At 69.0% G+C, this 17,673-nt stretch carries 19 protein-coding genes; all 19 read left to right on the plus strand.

Annotated features, from left to right (window positions below; genetic code table 11):
• The 19 genes from cydB (at position 1) to BKE09_RS11860 (ending at position 17,618) form a co-directional block, all read left to right on the plus strand.
• Positions 1-1,014 carry a cytochrome d ubiquinol oxidase subunit II gene (gene cydB / locus BKE09_RS11770; RefSeq protein WP_075675851.1) on the plus strand — a complete coding sequence of 338 codons (1,014 nt, stop codon included), beginning with the start codon at positions 1-3 and terminating at the stop codon, positions 1,012-1,014.
• A 217-nt stretch (positions 1,015-1,231) separates the two neighbouring features.
• On the plus strand, positions 1,232-1,975 hold the full coding sequence (locus BKE09_RS11775; RefSeq protein ID WP_075675852.1) for a beta-ketoacyl synthase chain length factor: 744 nt from the start codon (positions 1,232-1,234) through the stop codon (positions 1,973-1,975).
• Positions 1,968-2,765: a lysophospholipid acyltransferase family protein gene (locus tag BKE09_RS11780; RefSeq protein WP_014038937.1), complete on the plus strand. Its 798-nt coding sequence runs from the start codon at positions 1,968-1,970 to the stop codon at positions 2,763-2,765. The genes BKE09_RS11775 and BKE09_RS11780 overlap by 8 nt, the downstream gene beginning before the upstream one ends.
• Entirely contained in the window at positions 2,752-3,009 is a 258-nt protein-coding gene (locus BKE09_RS11785) for a phosphopantetheine-binding protein (protein ID WP_005411610.1), read from the plus strand. The genes BKE09_RS11780 and BKE09_RS11785 overlap by 14 nt, the downstream gene beginning before the upstream one ends.
• Positions 3,010-3,026: 17 nt before the next feature.
• A complete protein-coding gene (locus BKE09_RS11790) occupies positions 3,027-3,284 on the plus strand; it encodes an acyl carrier protein (RefSeq protein ID WP_005411609.1) in 258 nt (85 codons plus the stop codon).
• Positions 3,285-3,306: 22 nt separating this feature from the next.
• Entirely contained in the window at positions 3,307-3,858 is a 552-nt protein-coding gene (locus BKE09_RS11795; protein ID WP_075676711.1) for a hypothetical protein, read from the plus strand.
• Positions 3,851-5,536 carry an AMP-binding protein gene (locus BKE09_RS11800; RefSeq protein ID WP_075675853.1) on the plus strand — a complete coding sequence of 562 codons (1,686 nt, stop codon included), beginning with the start codon at positions 3,851-3,853 and terminating at the stop codon, positions 5,534-5,536. The genes BKE09_RS11795 and BKE09_RS11800 overlap by 8 nt, the downstream gene beginning before the upstream one ends.
• Positions 5,526-6,296 (plus strand): glycosyltransferase family 2 protein, encoded by a 771-nt coding sequence (locus BKE09_RS11805; protein WP_075675854.1) that lies wholly within the window; start codon positions 5,526-5,528, stop codon positions 6,294-6,296. Before BKE09_RS11800 ends, BKE09_RS11805 begins: the two co-directional genes overlap by 11 nt.
• A 1-nt stretch (position 6,297) precedes the next feature.
• Complete coding sequence (locus BKE09_RS11810) at positions 6,298-7,239, plus strand: acyltransferase (RefSeq protein WP_075675855.1); 942 nt, start codon at positions 6,298-6,300, stop codon at positions 7,237-7,239.
• Entirely contained in the window at positions 7,229-8,779 is a 1,551-nt protein-coding gene (locus BKE09_RS11815; protein ID WP_075675856.1) for an aromatic amino acid ammonia-lyase, read from the plus strand. The genes BKE09_RS11810 and BKE09_RS11815 overlap by 11 nt, the downstream gene beginning before the upstream one ends.
• Positions 8,766-9,197: an acyl-CoA thioesterase gene (locus BKE09_RS11820; RefSeq protein WP_014038931.1), complete on the plus strand. Its 432-nt coding sequence runs from the start codon at positions 8,766-8,768 to the stop codon at positions 9,195-9,197. Before BKE09_RS11815 ends, BKE09_RS11820 begins: the two co-directional genes overlap by 14 nt.
• Positions 9,198-9,199: 2 nt before the next feature.
• A complete protein-coding gene (locus BKE09_RS11825; protein WP_170871743.1) occupies positions 9,200-9,823 on the plus strand; it encodes an outer membrane lipoprotein carrier protein LolA in 624 nt (207 codons plus the stop codon).
• Positions 9,816-12,170: a hypothetical protein gene (locus BKE09_RS11830; RefSeq protein WP_075675858.1), complete on the plus strand. Its 2,355-nt coding sequence runs from the start codon at positions 9,816-9,818 to the stop codon at positions 12,168-12,170. The genes BKE09_RS11825 and BKE09_RS11830 overlap by 8 nt, the downstream gene beginning before the upstream one ends.
• Positions 12,171-12,223: 53 nt before the next feature.
• Entirely contained in the window at positions 12,224-13,474 is a 1,251-nt protein-coding gene (locus tag BKE09_RS11835; protein WP_075675859.1) for an NAD(P)/FAD-dependent oxidoreductase, read from the plus strand.
• On the plus strand, positions 13,462-14,019 hold the full coding sequence (locus BKE09_RS11840; protein ID WP_075675860.1) for a DUF3261 domain-containing protein: 558 nt from the start codon (positions 13,462-13,464) through the stop codon (positions 14,017-14,019). The genes BKE09_RS11835 and BKE09_RS11840 overlap by 13 nt, the downstream gene beginning before the upstream one ends.
• Complete coding sequence (locus BKE09_RS11845) at positions 14,016-15,200, plus strand: beta-ketoacyl-ACP synthase (RefSeq protein WP_075675861.1); 1,185 nt, start codon at positions 14,016-14,018, stop codon at positions 15,198-15,200. Before BKE09_RS11840 ends, BKE09_RS11845 begins: the two co-directional genes overlap by 4 nt.
• A complete protein-coding gene (locus BKE09_RS11850; RefSeq protein ID WP_014038925.1) occupies positions 15,197-15,652 on the plus strand; it encodes a hypothetical protein in 456 nt (151 codons plus the stop codon). The genes BKE09_RS11845 and BKE09_RS11850 overlap by 4 nt, the downstream gene beginning before the upstream one ends.
• Complete coding sequence (locus tag BKE09_RS11855; RefSeq protein WP_014038924.1) at positions 15,649-16,380, plus strand: 3-ketoacyl-ACP reductase FabG2; 732 nt, start codon at positions 15,649-15,651, stop codon at positions 16,378-16,380. The genes BKE09_RS11850 and BKE09_RS11855 overlap by 4 nt, the downstream gene beginning before the upstream one ends.
• A complete protein-coding gene (locus BKE09_RS11860) occupies positions 16,380-17,618 on the plus strand; it encodes a beta-ketoacyl-ACP synthase (RefSeq protein ID WP_075675862.1) in 1,239 nt (412 codons plus the stop codon). Before BKE09_RS11855 ends, BKE09_RS11860 begins: the two co-directional genes overlap by 1 nt.
• Positions 17,619-17,673: the final 55 nt, after the last annotated feature.

Below are 17,673 nucleotides of genomic sequence, written 5' to 3' on the forward strand. Positions count from 1 at the left end.
ATGGACCTGATGACCTGGCTGCCGGTGGCGTGGTTCGCGGTGATCGGCTTCGGCGTGCTGATGTACGTGGTGCTGGATGGCTTCGTGCTAGGTATCGGCATCCTTGCTCCGTTCGCCGAGGACGAGGAACAGCTGGACCTGATGATGAACACCGCCGCGCCGATCTGGGACGGCAACGAGACCTGGCTGGTACTGGGTGGCGCTGGCCTGCTGGCGGCCTTCCCCAAGGCCTATGCGGTGCTGTTGTCGGCGCTCTACCTGCCGGTGCTGCTGTTGGTGGTGGCGCTGGTGTTCCGCGGTGTGGCCTTCGAGTTCCGCTTCAAGGCGCATCGTTCGCGCCGGCTGTGGAGCGTGGCGTTCGGGCTCGGTTCGTTGCTGGCGACTTTCGCCCAGGGCGTGATCCTGGGCACGCTGGTGCAGGGCATCCCGCTGGTGGACGGTGCCTACCAGGGCGGTGCGTTCGCCTGGTTCAGCCCGTTCGCGATGCTGACCGGCGCCGCGCTGGTGGCCGGCTATGCGCTGCTGGGCAGCACCTGGCTGATCCTGAAGACCGAAGGGCGCGTGCAGGCGCTGGCGCGACAGATGACCCGGCCGCTGGTGGTGGCGGTGATCGCGGCGATGGGCCTTGTGAGCAGCTGGCTGCCGTTCCTCGATTCGAGGTTGATGGATCGCTGGTTCAGCGACGGCAACTTCTGGTGGCTGTCGCCGGTGCCTTTGCTGACCCTGGCGGTGGCTGCCGCGCTGTGGCGCAGCGCGACCCATCCGCGCCGCGACCTGCCGCCGTTCCTGCTCAGCCTGGCCCTGTTCGTGCTCGGCTTCCTCGGCCTGGTGCTGGGCATGTGGCCCTACCTGCTGCCGCCGTCGATGACGCTGTGGCAGGCCGCCGCGCCGGCCTCCTCGCTGGGCTTCACCCTGGTCGGGCTGGTCGTTCTGCTGCCGGTCATCCTCGGCTACACGGCATGGTCGTACCGGGTGTTCCGCGGCAAGGTGCACGCCGACACCGGTTACCACTGATCGATTGAATGCAGGGGCCCGCCGGTGCCGGGTCCCGCGTTGGGGAATGTGAAACCTGCACACCCCGTGCAGGACGTGCTAGCGTGCGCTCCTTTCCGGCGGCCAGGGGGGCAGCCGGCGACGTCCTGGACGGACGCACGGCTGCAGGAATGGGGGGCCGCCGCGCGTCGCCTAATGGCTCGTGCCTATCGTTCTCCCGTTGAAGCACCATCGCTAAATGATCGAATTCTCCATCGTCGACTGGGCTGCCTGGGCGCCCGGCCTGAGCGAGCGTAGCCAGTGGCTGGGCTGGGCCGATGCGCCGTATCCGCCACAGGGCGAAGACACGCCGGCGCTGGCCGAGATACCGGCGATGCAGCGCCGCCGCATCGAGCGGCTGGGCCGGATGGCGATCCAGGCTGCCTGCTGGTGCGAGGATGGGCAGGGCGCTGACAGCCAGGTGCCGCTGGTGTTCGCCAGCCGCCATGGCGACGTGGCCCGTTCGATGGATCTGCTGGGGGCGCTGGTCGGCGAGCAGCCCCTGTCGCCGACCGGATTCGGCCTGTCGGTGCACAACGCGATCGCGGCGCTGTACTCGATCGCCCGCGGCCACCGCGGCAACTACCTGGCGCTGGCCGCCGGCCAGGCCACGGTCGAGACCGCCTGCCTGGAGGCGGCCGGGCTGTTGGCCGATGGTGCCCGCGAAGTGCGGGTGGTGGTCTATGAATCGCCACTTCCTGAAATTTACGCGACGTTCGCCGACGAACCTGACCCGTTCTTTGCCTGGTGCTGGCGTTTGATCGCGCCGACGCCGGGCCGGCCGACCCTCTCGCTGCAGTGGGAGGCGGCGCCGCATGCCGCAGCCACCGCACCGGGTACGCTGCCGCACGCGCTGGACCTGCACCGTTTCCTGTTGTCCGGCGCGCCGGCGCTGGAGCACGTGGCCCAGGGCCAGCGCTGGCGCTGGGGGCGCCGTGGCTGAGGCGCTGCGCCGCCTCGATCATGCCTGGCGGGTGTTCGGCACCGGCCTGAGCTTTGCCGCATTTGGCGTGGGCGGCCTGCTGCTGGGCGTGCTGGTGATGCCGGTGCTGCTGCTGATGCGCGACCCGGTGGTCCGCCGCCGCCGGGCCCGCCGAGTGGTCCAGGTCGCCTTTGCCAGCCATCTGCGCCTGATGCGTGCGCTGGGAGTGATGACCTACCAGATCGAGGGCGGGGAACGCCTGCAGCGCGACGGTTTGCTGGTTCTGGCCAATCACCCGACCCTGATCGACGTGGTCTGCCTGATCTCGCTGCTGCCCAACGCCGATTGCGTGGTGAAGCGGGCCGTGGCCTGCAACCCGTTCATGCGCGGCCCGGTGCGGGCGGCCGGCTACATCGCCAACGATGACGGGGCGGGCCTGGTCGACGACTGCGTGGCGGCGGTGCATGCCGGCGGTACCCTGGTGATCTTCCCGGAGGGCACCCGCAGCGTGCCGGGCCAGCCGCCGCGGCTGCAGCGCGGGGCTGCCAACATCGCCGTCCGCGGCCGGCTGGACATCACCCCGGTGCGGATCACCTGCACCCCGCCCACGTTGACCAAGGGACAGAAGTGGTATCGTGTCCCCTCACGTCGCTTTCACGTTCGGCTGCAGATCGGCGAAGATATCCCGATCGCGCCCTTCCTGGCCGATGACGACTCGCCAAGGGGGGATGCCTTGGCAGCACGCCGCGTCACCGAGCACCTTTCTCGTTATTTCGACCTGTCTGGAGATCCGCCCCGTGCAAGCACTTGAGCACGAGATCAAGGAATTGATCATTTCCTCCCTTTCGCTGGAGGACATCACGCCGGAGGACATCGATCCGACCGCGCCGCTGTTCGTCGAGGGCCTCGGCCTGGATTCGATCGACGCGCTGGAGCTGGGCCTGGCGCTGCAGAAGAAGTACGGTGTCAGCCTCTCGGCCGATTCGGAAGAAACCCGTCGCCATTTCTCCAGCGTGCGCGCGCTCGGCGAGTTCGTCGCCGCCCGCCAGTCGTAACGGCGCCAGGAATTGCCATGACCAAGAATGAACTGTTCGAACGCATCGTCAGCATCCTGACCGACAGCTTCGAGATCGAAACCGCCCGGATCACCCCCGAGGCCCGCCTGTACGACGACCTGGACATCGACAGCATCGATGCGGTCGACCTGATCGTGCAGCTCAAGCCGCTGCTCGGCCGCAATCTGCAGCCGGAAGCGTTCAAGGCCGTGCGCACCGTGCAGGACATCGTCGATGTCGTGCATGGACTGCTGCCGGACCAGGCAGCCGCCTGACCGCAGCGCCGGCGGCTTCGCCATGGCTCGCGCACGTATCGTCGTGGTGGCAGCGATTTCGCTTGCCTACCCGCTGCTGGTGTACCTGGCAATGGGCCGTTTCGAGCCGCGCTGGCTGTCGCTGCTGCTGTTCACCCTGGCCCTGCTGCGTGCGCTGAGCACGCGACAGCCACTGTGGTGGGCCGCCGCCGCTGGCACCGGCCTGCTGGCGGTGCTGGCCACCGTGCTCAACCAGGCCCTGCCGCTGAAGCTGTACCCGGCGCTGGTCAACGCGGTGATGCTGGCGGTGTTCGGCACCAGCCTGCGCTTCGGGCCGCCGCTGGTGGAGCGCCTGGCGCGGCTGCAGGAGCCGGACCTGCCCCCGTTCGCGGTGGCCTATACCCGCCGCGTCACCCAGGTGTGGTGCGGCTTTTTCGTTCTCAACGGCAGCCTGGCCCTGCTGACCGCGCTGTACGCGTCGGACCGGGTCTGGATGCTCTACAACGGATTGTTGGCGTACGTGATGATGGGCGTGTTGTTCGCAGGTGAGTGGCTGGTGCGGCGGCGGGTGAAGGCGGCGCACGCGCATGGCTGAGTGGATTGCCCTGGACCGGCTGCTGCTGGAGGCACGGCCACAGCGCGGCGTCGGCCTCTGCGACGGCGAGGTGATCGACCACGCCGGCTTCCGCCAGCGCGTACTGGCCTGGCGCGCCGCCTTTGCGGCGGCCGAAGGCCGCGACTGGGCCCTGTACTTTGATGATGCCGTGGCCTTCGCCGCGGCGCTGTTCGGTGCCTGGCATGCCGGCAAGCGGGTGTTCCTGGCCGCCGACAACCTGCCGGCCACGCTGCAGGCGCTGCAGCCGCAGGTGAGCGGCTTCGCAGGCGACGTGTCCGCCGACTACCGCCCGCTGGTGGCGCTGGACGCCGCGCTGGACGATGAACTGCGGGCGCTGGACGAGCGCGCCTGCGAACTGTGCGTGTTCACTTCCGGCAGCACCGGCCAGCCCAGCGCGATCGGCAAGCGCCTGGACCAGCTGGCGCGCGAGGTGGAGGCGCTGCAGGCCGCGTTCGGCGCGCAGATGGAAGGCGTGCAGGTTCATGGCACGGTGTCCCACCAGCACATCTACGGGCTGCTGTTCCGCGTGCTGTGGCCGCTGGCCGCCGGTCGCCTGATCCATCCGCGCCGGTTCTTCCACGAAGACCTGGTGGGTGCGCTGGCCGGTACCGATACAGTGCTGGTGGCGACGCCGGCCCACCTCAAGCGCCTGCCCGGGCAGCTCGACTGGGCCAGCCTGCATGGCCGCCTGCGCGCGGTGTTCTCCTCCGGTGGCCCGCTGCCGGAAGACGCGGCGCGGCAGGTGCGGCAGTGGCTGGGCGTGGCCCCGACCGAGGTCTACGGCAGCAGCGAAACCGGCGGCATCGCCTGGCGCCGCTGGGACACCGACCTGCCACCGTGGCAGCCGTTGCCGGGCGTGCAGTGGCGGATCGACGATGGCTGCCTGGCAGTGGCCTCGGCGCATCTGGAAACGCCCGACTGGTGGCGTACCCAGGACCGCGTTGAAGCGTTGGCCGATGGCCGCTTCCGGCTGCTGGGCCGCGCCGACCGCATCGTCAAGATCGAAGAACGCCGCGTGTCGCTGGATGCGCTGGAACGCGCGCTGCGCGAAGACGCCGAAGTGGAGGACGCGCGCGTGCTGGTGCTGCCCGGGCAGCGCGAGCAGCTGGCCGCCGTGGTGGTGCCGGCCGATCCGGCGCTGCTGGACGCGGGCGACGCTGCGCGTCGTGCGCTGGGCCAACGCCTCGGCGCCCGCCTGGCGCATGCGCATGACGCGGTGACCCGGCCGCGCCGTTGGCGCCTGGTGCAGGCGTTGCCGATCAACGCGCAGGGCAAGGTGACCCAGGCGGCATTGGCGGCGCTGTTCCAGCCACTGATGCCGGTGCCGGTCTGGGACCGCCGCGATGCTGCGAGTGCCACGCTGCGCATGACCCTCGACCCGGCGCTGCGTCCATTCCAGGGTCATTTCCCGCAGGCAGCGATCCTGCCCGGTGTGGCACAGCTGGACTGGGCAGTGCGTTTCGGCCGCCAGGCGTTCGCGATGCCGAGCGCTTTCCTGCGCATGGACGCAGTGAAGTTCCAGCATGTGGCCCGCCCGGGTGATGAATTGACCCTGCAGCTGGACTGGGATGCCGCACGCAACGTACTGGCCTTCCGCTACACATCCAGCCACGGTGTGCATGCCAGCGGCAAGGTGGTTTTCGCTGATGCGGACTGACCCGGCCGTTGCCGGTGCCGCGTTCGCGCCACTGGTGGTGATTCCCGTCTACGACCACGAGCACGCCATCGCGGCGGTGGTCGACGGCGTGCAGGCCGCCGGCCTGCCGTGCCTGCTGGTCGACGATGGTTCGCGGGCCTCCTGCGCGGCGGTGCTGCGTGCGCTGGCACAGCGCCAGGGGGTCGACCTGCTGCGCCTGGACATCAACCAGGGCAAGGGCGGGGCGATGCTGGCCGGTTTCGCCGAGGCGGCCGCGCGTGGCTACAGCCACGTGCTGCAGATCGATGCCGACGGCCAGCACGACACCCGCGATCTACCGCGCTTCATCGAGGCCGCGCGCGTGCATCCGGATGCGGTGATCTGCGGTATCCCCGCCTACGACGCCAGCGTGCCGAAGGCGCGTCTGTACGGCCGCTACGCCACCCACATCTGGGTCTGGATCAACACGCTGTCGCTGCACCTGCGCGACACCATGTGCGGCTTCCGCGTGTATCCGCTGCCGCCGGTACTGCGCCTGATCGGCGAGGAAACCATCGGCCGGCGCATGGATTTCGATACCGAAGTGATGGTGCGCCTGTACTGGCGGCAGCTGCCGGTCGAGCATCTGGCCACGCGCGTGACCTATCCATCCGATGGCGTGTCGCACTTCGATGTGTGGCGCGACAACGTGCGCATCAGCCGCATGCATACCCGCCTGTTCTTCGGCATGCTCTGGCGCGCACCGCGCCTGTTGTGGCGCCGCCTGCGGGGGCAGCGCTGAGATGGCGGCCGCGCAGGGTGCCCCGCACTGGGCCGACATCGGCGAATCGACGTCGGTGGCCGGCGTGCTGTTCCTGTGCTGGGTGCACCGCTGGTTCGGGCGCTGGCCGTTCCGCCTGTGCGTGTGGCCGGTGGTGGCCTGCCATTGGCTGGGCAACCGCGTCGGCCGCCAGGCCTCGATGCAGTACCTGCAGCGGCTGCAGGCATACAGCGGCGTGCTCGGCCGCACGCCGACCCGGCGTGACAGCCTGCGCCACTTCTTCGCGTTTGCCGACACGATGCTGGACAAGATCCTCGGCCTGGGCGGGCGCTATCCGGCCGAACGCATCCACCTGCATCGCGACCTGGTGCTGGAGAAGATCGCGCGCCGCGAAGGCGGGCTGATCCTCACTGCGCACATCGGCTGCCTGGAGCTGTGCCAGGTGCTGGCCGAACAGGTGCCGGGCTTCCGCATCACCGTGCTGGTGCATACGGCGCACGCGCAGCGCTTCAATCGCCTGCTGCAGCGGCTGGACCCGCTGGCCGCGGTGGAACTGGTGCAGGTGACCGAAATGGGGCCGGCCACCGCGGTGATGCTGGCCGAGCGCGTGGCGGCGGGTGGCTTCGTCGCCATCGTCGGTGACCGCACGCCGGTGCAGGGCGGCCGGAGCGTCACCGCCGATTTCCTTGGCCACCCCGCCCCGTTCCCGATCGGTGCCTATGTGCTCGCCGCCGCCCTCGGCTGCCCGGTCTACACCATGGCCTGCCTGCACCAGGGCGAGGGCTATCGCGTGGCATTCGAACAGTTCGCCGAACGCATCGTGCTGCCGCGTGGCTCGCGCGACGCCGCGCTGGCCGAACAGGCACAGCGCTTCGCGCGCTGGCTGGAACTCCAGGTCATCCAGTCCCCGTTGGACTGGTTCAATTTCTTCCCCTTCTGGGATCAGGCTCCGCATGACGACTGACGCCGTACCCGTGTGCCGCTTTGGCGATGCACCGTTGACCATTGAAGACGTGGTTGCCCTGGCCCAGCGCCAGTGCGAGGCCGCACTGAGCGACGCGCCGGCGTTCCGCGCGCACATCCAGCGCGGTGCCGACTTCCTCGACCGCCTGCTGCGCGAGGACGGCGTGATCTACGGCGTGACCACCGGCTACGGCGACTCGTGCACGGTGAACATCCCGCCGGCGCTGGTGGCGGAACTGCCGCACCACCTGTACACCTACCACGGCTGCGGCCTGGGGCGTTACCTGGACCCGGTCGAGACCCGCGCGGTGCTGGCCGCGCGCCTGGCCTCGCTGGTGCGTGGCATGTCCGGTGTCAGTGTGCCGTTGCTGGAAGGCCTGGCCACGCTGCTGCAGCACGACGTGCTGCCGATGATTCCGGCCGAAGGCTCGGTGGGTGCCAGTGGTGACCTGACGCCGCTGTCGTACGTGGCGGCGGTGCTGTGCGGCGAGCGCGAGGTGCTGCACGACGGTCGCGTGCAGCCGGCGGCGGAGGTGCTGGCGAAGATCGGCATGACCCCGCTGAAGCTGCGGCCGAAGGAAGGCCTGGCGATCATGAACGGCACCGCGGTGATGACCGGCCTGGCCTGCCTGGCCTGGCAGCGCGCCGATTACCTGGCGCGCATGGCCACGCGCCTGACCGCGTTCAACGTGCTGGCCAGCGACGGCAACGCGCACCACTTCGACGAAACCCTGTTCGCGGCCAAGCCGCACCCGGGCCAGGGCCGCATCGCCGCGCGCCTGCGCAGCGACCTGCACAGCGAGCGTCCGCCGCGCAATGAACAGCGCCTGCAGGACCGCTATTCGCTGCGCTGCGCGCCGCATGTGATCGGCGTGCTGGAGGACAGCCTGCCGTTCCTGCGCCAGCTGATCGAAACCGAACTGAACAGCGCCAACGACAACCCGCTGATCGATGCCGACGGCGAGCGCATCCTGCATGGCGGCCACTTCTACGGTGGCCACATCGCGCTGGCGATGGACACCCTGAAGAACACCGTGGCCAACGTTGCCGACCTGCTCGACCGGCAGCTGGCGCTGGTGGTCGATGCCCGTTACAACCATGGCCTGCCGGCCAACCTGTCGGCGGCCACCGGCCCGCGCGCAGCCATCAACCATGGCCTGAAGGCGCTGCAGATCAGCGTGTCGGCCTGGACTGCCGAAGCGCTGAAGCAGACCATGCCGGCCAGCGTGTTTTCGCGTTCCACCGAGTGCCACAACCAGGACAAGGTCAGCATGGGCACCATCGCCGCGCGCGACTGCCTGCGCGTGATCGAGCTGACTGAACAGGTGGTGGCCGCGATGCTGATCGCCGCCCGCCAGGGCCTGGCGCTGCGCGAACGGGTTGGCCTGAACGCGCAGCTGCATGGCAGTCTGGCCGACATGTACGCCGAACTGGGGCAGCGCATCGCCCTGGTTGAAGAAGACCGCGCGCTGGATCGCGAACTGCGGGAACTGCTGGTGGAGATCCGCGCGCAACGTTGGGAGCTGTATGCCGGTGAATGAGGCCATCGAACGGGTCGGCGAGATTGCGCTGACCCCCGCCTTCCATGACTGCGATCCGATGAACGTGGTCTGGCATGGCAACTACTTCAAGTACTTCGAGATCGCGCGCTGCGCGCTGCTCGGGCGCTACGACTACGACTACCCGCAGATGCTCGAATCGGGCTACCTGTGGCCGGTGGTCGATGCCCGGGTGAAGTACGTGCGCCCGCTGCTGTTCAACCAGGCCCTGCGCGTGATCGCGCGCATCGTGGAATGGGAGAACCGGCTGAAGATCGAGTACGAAATCGTCGATGCGCAGAGCGGCCAGGTGCTGACCCGCGCGATGACCATCCAGGTCGCGGTGGACGCGGCCAGCAAGGAAATGCTGTACCAGTGCCCGCCGGTACTGTGGGAACGCCTGGGAGTGCCTGCGCCGTGAACATGCTTGCCCGTCTTCCGAGCGTGCTGCTGTGCGCGCTGATGCTCATTGCCGCACCGCAGGTGCAGGCCGCCGACCCCGCCATCGATGCGATTACCCAGGCGGTGGCGCGGCCGGACGTGCTGCGCGGCCAGTTCAGCCAGGAAAAGCAGGTCAGCGGCTTCAAGAACCCGCTGCGCTCGCAGGGCCAGTTCGTGGTCGCGCGCCAGCACGGCGTGATCTGGACCACGCTCAAGCCGTTCCCTTCCGAAGTGGTGGTCACCGCCGACCGCATCCTCAGCCGCCAGCGCGATGGCAGCACCCGCGTCGAGCTGGATGCACGGCAGCAGCCGGCGATGCGTTCGGTGAACGCGATCATGTTCGCGCTGATGAGTGGCGACGTGCAGGCGCTGTCCAGCCAGTTCAACGTGGCGGCCAGCCGTGAAGGGCAGGGCTGGCGACTGCGGCTGACGCCGAAGTCGGCGATGCTGGCCAAGGCGTTCCAGTCGCTGACCCTGCAGGGTGACCGCTACGTGCGCCAGGTCGAGGTCGTCGAGGCCAACAAGGACCGCACGCAGATCCAGTTCAGCGCATTGAGCGAGGCACCGGCCACGCTCAACGCCGACGAGGCCCGCCGCTTTGAGTGAGGTCGTGGCATCGAACGCGCCGGACCGGTTGCGGCGTTGGTGGCACTGGCTGGGTATCGCCTGGCTGCTGGTGCTGCTGGTACTGGGCGCGCAGCAGTGGCGCCTGTGGAGCCAGGAGTCGCGGATCGACACCGATATCCTGGCGCTGTTGCCGCAGGATGCGCATGATCGCCTGTTGAGCGACGTCACCCGGCGCATCGCCGACGGCAGCTCGCGGCAGGTGGTGGTGCTGCTGGGCAGCAAGGACAGCGCCGTCGCCAAGCGCGCGCAGGCGGCCTTTGCCGCGGCCATGGCCAAGGACACCGACCACGCCTTGCTGGTGCCCAGTGGTTCGATCGAAGGTTGGTTCGATGACGCGCGCGCGTTCTACGCGCCGTACCGCGACCGCCTGCTGACGCCGGCCCAGCGCGAGCAGCTGCAGGGCAGCGAACCGGGCGCATTGGCCGAGCAGGCATTGGCCGCGCTGTACGGCCCGATGGGCGCGCCGCGCCTGACCGACTGGCGGCAAGACCCGTTGTCACTGTGGCCGCAGTGGTGGCAGCAGCAGGCACAGGGTTCGGGGTTGCGGCTGGGCGATGACGGCCTGCTCGAAGCCGAGGGCAAGCATTGGGCTGCGCTGCAGTTCGATACACCGGGTTCGGCATTCCAGCTCGATGGTGAGCGCCATCTCGATGGCCTGCTGGAACGTGCCGGGCAGGCCGCCAGGGCGGCGGCGCCCGAGCTGGAAATCCTGCATGCCGGTGTGCCGCTGCATGCCGAAGCGGCCGCTGTGCAGGCCAACCAGGAGATCAACACGATCGGTTGGGGCTCGCTGGCTGCGGTGCTGCTGCTGGTGTGGCTGGCGTTCCGTTCGCTGCGGCCGATCCTGCTGGTCGCCGCGTCGTTGCTGATCGGCTGCGGCGTGGCGCTGGCGGTGACCGTACTGGTGTTCGGCAAGGTGCACGTGCTCACCCTGGTGTTCGGTGCGTCGCTGGTGGGCGTGGCAGAGGACTATGGCATCCACTGGTTCGCCTCGCGCCAGGCCGAGCCGGCCGATCGCCGCTGGAAACTGCTGCGGCACCTGTTGCCGGGCCTGTGGCTGGCGTTGCTGACCAGCGCGCTGGCCTATCTGGCACTGGGCCTGGCCCCGTTCCCGGGCCTGCGCCAGATGGCGCTGTTCTCGGTGGTCGGCCTGGCTGCCGCCTTCCTCACGGTGATCTTCTGGTTCCCGTGGCTGGATGGCGGTGAGATCCGCCAGACCCGTTTCTCGCAGTGGCTGGGCAACACGCTGGAGCGCTTCCCGCGGTTGCATGGCCGCCGGCCGGTGACGGTGTTCGTGGTGATCACGCTGGCGCTGTCTGCCATCGGCATTGCCCGCCTGAACAGCAACGACGATCTGCGCAGCCTGCAGTCCTCGCCGCCGGCGTTGATGGCCCAGCAGATCCGCCTGAGCCAGCTGCTGGGCATGCCCAGCCCGGCGCAGTTCTACCTGGTGCAGGGCGGTGACGCCGCACAACTGCTGCAGCGCGAAGAAGCGCTGACCGAACGCCTGCGTGTACTGGCCAACGACAAGCGCATCGGCGGTTACCGCGCGATCAGCGACTGGCTGCCGTCGCCGGCGCGCCAGCAGGCCGATGCCGCGCTGACCGCCAAGGTGGAACCGGGCGTGCTGGACGCGGTGTCCGAGGCGGTCGGCGAACCGCTGCCGCGCCCGGACTTCGCCGCTACGCCGTTGACCGCGGAGGCGTTCCTGGCCTCGCCGGCCTCGCAGCCGTTCCGCCACCTGTGGGTGGGCGAGGTCGGCGGGCAGATGATCAGCGTGGTGATGGTCGATGACCTGTCGCGCGCTGATGCGCTGGCCACCCTGCGCGGGGCGGCGGAAGGCCTGCCGGGTGTGCGCTGGGTGGACCGCACCGCCGACTTCTCGCAGCTGCTGGGCCACTACCGCAAGCTGATGGGTGGGCTGCTGCTGGTCGGCATCGTGCTGGTGTTCGGCGCGCTGTGGCTGCGCTACCGACGCCAGGCCTGGCGCGTGTTCGCGCCGACCCTGATTGCCGGTGCGCTGACCCTGGGCCTGCTGGGCCTGTTCGGCCAGCCACTGCAGCTGTTCAACGTGCTGGCACTGATGCTGCTGCTGGGCATGGGCATCGACTACGGCATCTTCCTGATCGAGCACCGCGGCGATGCCAGTGCCTGGCTGGCGGTGTGCGTGGGCGCGGCCAGCACCTGGTTGTCGTTCGGCCTGCTGGGCCTGTCGCAGACCCCGGCGCTGCGCGCGTTCGGCCTGACCCTGCTGTTCGGCATCGGCCTGGTCTGGCTGATCTCGCCGCTGTTCCGGCCGCCGCCGCACGATCTGCCGCCGGCCTGAGCCTGTTTTCCGACTTCCTTCTTTCCACTTGATCGAGCAACAAGGACGCACCGATGAATACTGCTGTGGATGCTGTCGAACGTACTGAAATCCTGATCATCGGTGCCGGCCCGGCCGGCTCCGTGGCTGCGGCGATGCTGCGCCAGCAGGGCCGCCAGGTGCTGATGCTGGAGCGCCAGCAGTTCCCGCGTTTCTCCATCGGTGAAAGCCTGCTGCCGCAGAGCATGGAGTACATCGAGGCTGCCGGCCTGTTGCAGGACGTGGTCGAAGCGGGCTTCCAGCACAAGAACGGTGCCGCCTTCGTGCATGGGGAGGCGCGCACCGCGTTCGACTTCAGGAAGAAGTTCTCGCCGGGTTGGGGCACGACCTACCAGGTGCAGCGCGCCGACTTCGACAACGTGCTGGCGCGCGGCGCAGAACGCATGGGTACCACGCTGCGCTTCGGTGATGAAGTACTGTCGGTCGAAGCGGGCGAGCAGCCGGCGGTGACCGTGCGCCGCCCGGACGGCAGCGAGTACCGCATCGAGGCCGATTTCATCCTCGATGCATCCGGTTTCGCGCGCCTGCTGCCGCGCCTGCTGCAGCTGGAATCGCCGTCCAACTTCCCGGTGCGCGGGGCGATCTTCTGCCACGTGCGCGACAACATTCCGGCCGAAGCGGACTTCGACCGCAACAAGATCCTGATCACCACCCATCCCGAGCACATCGACGTCTGGTACTGGACGATCCCGTTCTCCAACGGCTGCTGCTCGTTGGGCGTGGTCGCCGAGCCGTCGTTCTTCGAGCGCTACGAAGGCGACGACCTGCAGAAACTGCAGGCCATCGTCGGCGAGGACCCCAACCTGACCCGGCTGCTGGCCAACGCCGAATGGGCGGTGCTGCCGGTGCGCCGGATCACCGGTTACTCGGCCAATGTCAGTTCGCTGTGGGGCCCGGGCTACGCCCTGCTGGGCAATGCCGGCGAGTTCCTCGACCCGGTGTTCTCCTCCGGCGTCACCATCGCCTTCAAGTCCGCGCAGCTGGCCAGCGAGTGCCTGGCGCGCCGCTATGCCGGCGAAACCGTTGACTGGGAAACCGAGTTCTCGGTTCCGCTGCGCGCCGGCGTGAAGACCTTCCGCCGCTTTGTCGAAAGCTGGTACGAAGGCGGTTTCCAGAAGATCATCTACCACCCGCAGCAGCAGCCTGAAGTGCGCGACATGATCAGCTCCATCCTGGCCGGCTACGCCTGGGACACCAACAACCCGTACGTGGCCGATGAAAGCGGCCGCCGCATGCGCGTGCTGGAGCAGCTGTGCAGCGCGTGATCGCCCGTACTGCAGCGCTGTTGCTGTGCCTGCTGCTGGCCGCCTGTGCCGGCCGCATGCCGAAGCCGCAGGTGGAACTGCCGCCGCTGCGCCTGTCGCCGGCCAGCCTGCCGGCGCCGCTGGCACTGCAGCAGCAGCTGCATTTCCGGTTCGGCACGCATGAGCGCGACCTGGATGCTCTGCTGGAAGCCGATGCGCAGCAGGTGCAGCTGGCGGTGCAGGCGATGGGTCAGACCGGCGTGCGCCTGCAGTGGGACGGCCAGCAGCTGACCCAGCAGCGCGCGCCGTGGCTGCCGCCGCAGGTGCGTGCCGAGCGCGTGCTGGATGACCTGCAGTTCGCGCTGTGGCCGACCGCGGCCATTGCCGCCGCGTTGCCGGCCGGTTGGCAGGTCAGCGATGACGGTCACCAGCGCAGCCTGTCGCGCGACGGCACGGTGTGGCTGCAGCTGCAGCGCCTGGACGATGGCAGCGTGCAGCTGGACAACCGCGCCGAAGGCTACGCCCTGCGCATCGAATCGATCGACATGGCCGGGCAGGACCGATGAGCGCACCGATCTACCTGAACGACCTGGGCGTGGTCTGTGCGCTTGGCGATGGCCGCGCCGCTGTGACGTCGGCCATGTTCGCCGACGCGGCGGGCGGGCTCAGTGACAACGACAGCCTGTTGCCGGGACGCACCCTGGCGCTGGGGGAAGTACGCACGCCACTGCCAACACTGGATGACCTGCCGGTGGCCCTGCGCGGGCGCAACAACGCGCTGCTGGACGTGGCACTGGCGCAGATCGCACCGGCCGTTGCCGCCGCGATCGCCCGCCATGGCGCCGAGCGCGTGGCGGTGGTGCTGGGTACCAGCACCTCGGGCATCGGTGAATCCGAGCAGGCCCTGCGCAGCCACGCCGAACAGGGCCAGTGGCCGCAGGGCTTCGACTACGCCCAGCAGGAAATGGGCACTGCCGCGCAGTTCGTGCGCCAGCGCAGTGGCGCACAGGGGCCGGCATGGACCCTGTCCACCGCCTGCTCGTCCAGCGCCAAGGCGCTGATGTCGGCGGCGCGCATGCTGCGCGCCGGCATCGTCGACGCGGTGATTGCCGGTGGCGCCGATTCGCTGTGCCGCTTCACCGTGGCCGGCTTCAGCGCGCTGGAATCAGTATCGGCGCTGCGCTGCAATCCGTTCTCGCAGCATCGCGCCGGCATCAACATCGGCGAGGGCGCTGCGTTGTTCCTGCTCACCCGCGAACCCGGTCCGGTGTGCCTGGCCGGGTGGGGCGAATCGGCCGACGCGCACCACATGTCCGCCCCGGACCCGCAGGGGCTGGGCGCCATCGATGCCCTGCAGCAGGCGTTGCTGCGTGCCGGATGGGCCGCCGACGAAGTGGACTACGTGAACCTGCATGGCACTGCTACCGGCCACAACGATGCGATGGAAAGCCTGGCGGTCTCGCAGGTGCTGGGCAACGGCGTGCCGGCCAGTTCAACCAAGCCGTTGACCGGCCATACGCTGGGCGCCTCGGGTGCGATCGAGGCGGCGCTGTGCTGGATCCTGCTGGCCGAGAACCCGCAGCAGCAGCTGCCGCCGCACTGGTGGGACGGCGTGGCCGATCCCGCGTTGCCGGTGCTGCCGCTGGTGGCCCCGGCCACCCGCCTGGCGCAGCCGCCGCGACGGGTGCTGAGCAATTCGTTCGCCTTCGGCGGCAGCAATGCCGTGCTGGCGCTGGAGCGTCGATGAACACGCTGTACGCGATCGAGGACGTGGTGCCGCACCGCCAAGACATGTGCCTGCTGGAGCGCATCACGCAGTGGGACCAGGACGCCATCGAGGCCGAACTGGTGGTGCCCGGGGCCGGGCTGTTCGTCGAGGATGGCCAGGTGCCGGCCTGGGTCGGCATCGAATACATGGCACAGGCCATCGCGGCCTGGGCCGGCTGCCGCGCACGCGCCGCCGGCAGGCCGCCGCAGTTGGGCTTCCTGCTCGGCAGCCGCCGCTACAGCAGCCTGCGCAGCAGCTTCCCCAGCGGTTCGCGGCTGCGCGTACAGGCGCGCTGCGAGCTGTTGGGTGACAATGGATTGGGGATGTTCGCCTGCCGCATCCTGGCAGGCGAGGAAGAATGGGCGACAGCCAACGTGTCGGTGTTCGAACCGGCCGACGCGATGGCCTATCTGGAGAGTGGACAGGCATGACAGGGAATCGAAGCGTGCTGGTGACCGGCGCCAGCCGGGGCATCGGCCGGGCCATCGCGCTGCGCATCGCGCGCGACGGCTTCGACGTGGTGGTGCATTGCCGCAGCCGCGTGGAAGAGGCGCAGGCGGTGGTGGCCGAGATCCAGGCACTGGGCCAGCAGGCCCGCGTGCTGGTGTTCGACGTGGCCGACCGCGAGGCCGCACGCGCCGCGCTGGAGGCCGATGTCGACGCGCATGGCGCGTACTACGGCGTGGTCTGCAATGCCGGCATCGCCCGTGATGGCGCCTTCCCGGCGCTGTCGGCGGAGGATTGGGACCAGGTCATCCACACCAACCTGGATGGCTTCTACAACGTGCTGCATCCGTTGATCATGCCGATGGTGCGCCGGCGCAAGCCGGGCCGCATCGTCACCCTGTCGTCGGTGTCCGGGCTGGCCGGCAACCGCGGGCAGGTCAACTACAGCGCCGCCAAGGCCGGCATCATCGGTGCCACCAAGGCGCTGGCGCTGGAACTGGCCAGCCGCCAGATCACCGTGAACTGCGTGGCCCCGGGCCTGATCGAGACCGAAATGCTCAACGATGAAGTGGTTGAACACGCGCTCAAGCTGATTCCCGCTGGCCGCGTCGGTCGTCCCGACGAAGTGGCGGCGACGGTGGCGTTCCTGCTGTCCGAACCGGCCGGCTACATCACCCGCCAGGTGATCTCGGTGAACGGGGGCATGCTCTGATGGCCGCCGATCGTCGCGTGGTGGTCACCGGTGCCGCCGCCATCAGTCCGCTCGGCCACGACTGGCCGACCATCGAGGCGCACCTGCGCAGCTGCCGCAATGCGGTGCGCGCGATGCCCGAGTGGGATGTCTATGCCGGGCTGAACACCAAGCTGGCCGCGCCGGCGCAGGACTTCGAGCTGCCGCCGAACTACAACCGCAAGACCACCCGCTCGATGGGCAAGGTCGCGATCATGTCGGTGCGCGCCACCGAAGTGGCGCTGCGCGAAGCTGGCCTGCACGAGCACCCGGTGCTGCGCAGTGGCCGTACCGGCGTGGCCTACGGCTCGTCCTCGGGCAGCCATGAGGCTACCGGTGAATTCGGGCGCATGCTCAACGAATTCACCACCGAAGGCATCAGTGCCACCACCTACCTGAAGATGATGAGCCACACCGCGCCGGTCAACATCGGCGTGTTCTTCGGCCTGTCCGGGCGCGTCTACACCACCTCCAGCGCCTGTACGTCGGGCAGCCAGGGCGTGGGCGCGGCCTATGAGGCCATCCGCAGCGGCAAGCAGACGGTGATGGTGGCCGGCGGTGCCGAGCAGCTCGATGCCACCGCCGCGGCGGTGTTCGACACCCTGTTCGCCACCAGCGTGCGCAACGATGCGCCGCAGACCACCCCGCGCCCGTTCGATGCCGGCCGTGATGGCCTGGTGCTGGGCGAGGGCGCCTGCACGCTGATCCTGGAAGACCTGGAGCACGCGCAGGCGCGCGGCGCCACCATCCTGGCCGAGGTGGTCGGCTACGGCACCAACAGCGATGGCCAGCACGTCACCCAGCCCAGCGCCGACACCATGGCCCAGGCCATGCGCCTGGCGCTGGAGGATGCCGGCCTGGACGCGGCGCAGATCGACTACGTCAACGCCCACGGCACCGCCACCGACCACGGTGACATCGCCGAAACCCAGGCGACCGCGCAGGTGTTCGGCAACCGCGTGCCGATCAGCTCGCTGAAGAGCTATGTCGGCCACATGCTGGGTGCCTGTGGTGCGTTCGAGGCCTGGCTGAGCATCCAGATGATGCGCGCCGGCTGGTTCGCACCGACCCTGAACCTGGCCGAGGTCGATCCACGCTGTGGCCAGCTCGACTTCATCACCGGGGAAGGTCGCGAACTGCAGGCCGAATACGTGATGAGCAACAACTTTGCCTTCGGCGGCATCAACACCTCGCTGGTGTTCCGCCGCTGGAGCGAGTGATCCACCGCCCCACCGCACTGTTTCCGCTATCCACCCGCACCCTCGACAAGGAGAT

Origin of the sequence: Stenotrophomonas sp. TD3 (assembly GCF_001939825.1) — a bacterium.
GTDB lineage: Bacteria > Pseudomonadota > Gammaproteobacteria > Xanthomonadales > Xanthomonadaceae > Stenotrophomonas.

Coding starts and splice junctions, on each gene's coding strand:
- cydB (WP_075675851.1), top strand. CDS start 1: ATGGACCTGATGACCTGGCTGCCGGTGGCGTGGTTCGCGGTGATCGGC.
- BKE09_RS11795 (WP_075676711.1), top strand. CDS start 3,307: ATGGCTCGCGCACGTATCGTCGTGGTGGCAGCGATTTCGCTTGCCTAC.
- BKE09_RS11815 (WP_075675856.1), top strand. CDS start 7,229: ATGACGACTGACGCCGTACCCGTGTGCCGCTTTGGCGATGCACCGTTG.
- BKE09_RS11825 (WP_170871743.1), top strand. CDS start 9,200: ATGCTTGCCCGTCTTCCGAGCGTGCTGCTGTGCGCGCTGATGCTCATT.
- BKE09_RS11850 (WP_014038925.1), top strand. CDS start 15,197: ATGAACACGCTGTACGCGATCGAGGACGTGGTGCCGCACCGCCAAGAC.
- BKE09_RS11820 (WP_014038931.1), top strand. CDS start 8,766: ATGCCGGTGAATGAGGCCATCGAACGGGTCGGCGAGATTGCGCTGACC.
- BKE09_RS11835 (WP_075675859.1), top strand. CDS start 12,224: ATGAATACTGCTGTGGATGCTGTCGAACGTACTGAAATCCTGATCATC.
- BKE09_RS11860 (WP_075675862.1), top strand. CDS start 16,380: ATGGCCGCCGATCGTCGCGTGGTGGTCACCGGTGCCGCCGCCATCAGT.
- BKE09_RS11855 (WP_014038924.1), top strand. CDS start 15,649: ATGACAGGGAATCGAAGCGTGCTGGTGACCGGCGCCAGCCGGGGCATC.
- BKE09_RS11790 (WP_005411609.1), top strand. CDS start 3,027: ATGACCAAGAATGAACTGTTCGAACGCATCGTCAGCATCCTGACCGAC.
- BKE09_RS11845 (WP_075675861.1), top strand. CDS start 14,016: ATGAGCGCACCGATCTACCTGAACGACCTGGGCGTGGTCTGTGCGCTT.
- BKE09_RS11805 (WP_075675854.1), top strand. CDS start 5,526: ATGCGGACTGACCCGGCCGTTGCCGGTGCCGCGTTCGCGCCACTGGTG.
- BKE09_RS11775 (WP_075675852.1), top strand. CDS start 1,232: ATGATCGAATTCTCCATCGTCGACTGGGCTGCCTGGGCGCCCGGCCTG.
- BKE09_RS11800 (WP_075675853.1), top strand. CDS start 3,851: ATGGCTGAGTGGATTGCCCTGGACCGGCTGCTGCTGGAGGCACGGCCA.
- BKE09_RS11810 (WP_075675855.1), top strand. CDS start 6,298: ATGGCGGCCGCGCAGGGTGCCCCGCACTGGGCCGACATCGGCGAATCG.